General features: G+C 59.9%; 3 protein-coding genes. All 3 read right to left on the bottom strand.

From position 1 onward, the window contains the following. Positions 1-537 (bottom strand): hypothetical protein (locus ACXJKH_RS19760; RefSeq protein ID WP_457321911.1); only part of this gene is annotated, 537 nt, incomplete at its 3' end. Between the two features lie 442 nt (positions 538-979). Next, complete coding sequence (locus ACXJKH_RS19765) at positions 980-1,636, bottom strand: hypothetical protein (protein WP_457321913.1); 657 nt, start codon at positions 1,634-1,636, stop codon at positions 980-982. Further along, positions 1,636-1,832: hypothetical protein (locus ACXJKH_RS19770; RefSeq protein ID WP_457321915.1), on the bottom strand; the 197-nt coding region annotated here is incomplete at its 5' end. The genes ACXJKH_RS19770 and ACXJKH_RS19765, both read right to left, overlap by 1 nt.

A 1,832-nucleotide genomic window follows, 5' to 3' on the forward strand; every position in this document is an offset into this window, starting at 1 on the left:
GCACAGGATCTGCCCCTTCTCGATGCTGACCATTACATCGTTGCCCCATCGAGGGTGACGCCTCATCGTGAGCTCTGCCTTCTGGCGGCCTGAGTAGGGGAAGTCAAAGTTGAAGCTGTTGGTGCTGGTTACCCGTGCCGTGCGGACAGGTTTTCCCGACATGTCATCCTGCTGGGTGGAATAGGACCACTGCAGGCCTACCGGGTTAAGCTCGGCGTGGAGTTGAGCCTCCAGCTTCGGCCGCATTGCATCAGCCTCCTTGGCTTGGGCCGAGCCGGGATGATTCTTGAGGATCAGCGTGAGGTTCGCCAAGCGTTCGGAAGTTGGCCGGGCCTGGTCCTTTGCGGCAGCCAGAAGTTCGGGCGCAGACATCTCGACCGTTGTTGCCTTCGCAGCACTCTGGTCCGATGCGTGACCGGCGGCTGCCCCGCTCTGGCTGGCAGTGCCGCGGCTTGCCGATGGAGTGGCTGCTTTCTTCTCGGGCCCCATGCCGTAGCCCAAGACCAACAGGACGAGAAGGCCGATGAGTCCAAGCACAACGAATGTTCCACAGCCCGACTTCTTCGGTGCTGGGCGCGGTGCCGGAATGGAGGTCGCAACCGGCGCTGCTCGGTTCAGATCTGAAGACGGGCCCAGCGGTGGTGGAGTTGGGATGCCAGGAGTCGGGTCGACTCCCGCGGACATCGGGAATCCACAATTCGGACAAGCCGAAGCCTGATCACTGATTTGCTTGCCGCATTCGCGGCAGTTCACCAAAGCCATGGCACCCCCTGTGCACACTTTGCCGAAAACAACGCTGTTCCAGGCCGAGATGTTGCCCTCGGCAGTCCAGCCCTACGCGAATCGTAGCAGCGCATCGGCTGACGCGGCCATAGGACATGACGTACAGAAACTATAAAAAGCGACAATGCACTTCTGCTGATGTAGGGAAAGTCACTACATCCCTAAGCGCCTTCGCAGAATGCAGGAAGACGGGTCGCTACCGGGAAAGCCCGGCCACGTAAGGAGATTGATACTTTCCTGCGGTCTTGTGATGCAGGTCATTGAGGTAGCTTAATAGCCCATCAGAGATGGCTTGTTMGTCAGCCGCCACGGACCTTCCGAAGATGCTGGACAGGGCGCTGTTGACGTCCGGACGGGCTCTTACCTTGGCCGATACATAGGCCAAGCCGAAGTGGTCGATGATGATTGCGATGGCGTCCTCCAGGCAGAGGATCTGAGCCCAGCTGAAACTTCGTTCCACCGTCCCGCCGACCTTGCACAGCGCAACCAGCGATCGCTTGTCGCCGGTGATCAGGCCGGCTCTACTGTCCTCACAGAGCGCGGCAAACAGGGCCAGCTCTCCGCCATCTATGTCCGGTGTGCCATCCAGCAGGGCGTAGTTGGCCGATTCAACCAGAACCACGACCTCGCTCGCCTGCGCTACGAGTAGGTTGAGCTGCTCAACCGCCAGCGCGCTCCCCAGTTTGGCAAGCGCCTTGGCGGGATTGGCTGCGTGCAGCTGGAACCGCAGCTGGGCCAGGATCGAAAAGTCCCCAAGCTCAACCCGCAGGGCGGTGGCCATGTCCTGAATGAGGCCGTACTGACAAAGTGCCTTGGCGGCGTCACTGTCCAAGAGGTAGTACTTGGCGCTCATCAGAATCCTTGCATGCTGAGCAGGTAGGCGCGATTGTCGTCCGTGAGCCTGTCAACATCGCAGTTGGCCAGGAAGCGATCCTTGAGCAGTTCCTTTGCGCTGGCCTGGTCTGGGAAGTAGCCAAGGGCCTGATTAGCCAACAGCCAGTCATCATGATCGCGTGCGTAGCTCAAGATGATGTGTCCTGGGTCGACAC

The organism is Stenotrophomonas sp. P5_B8, assembly GCF_054049855.1.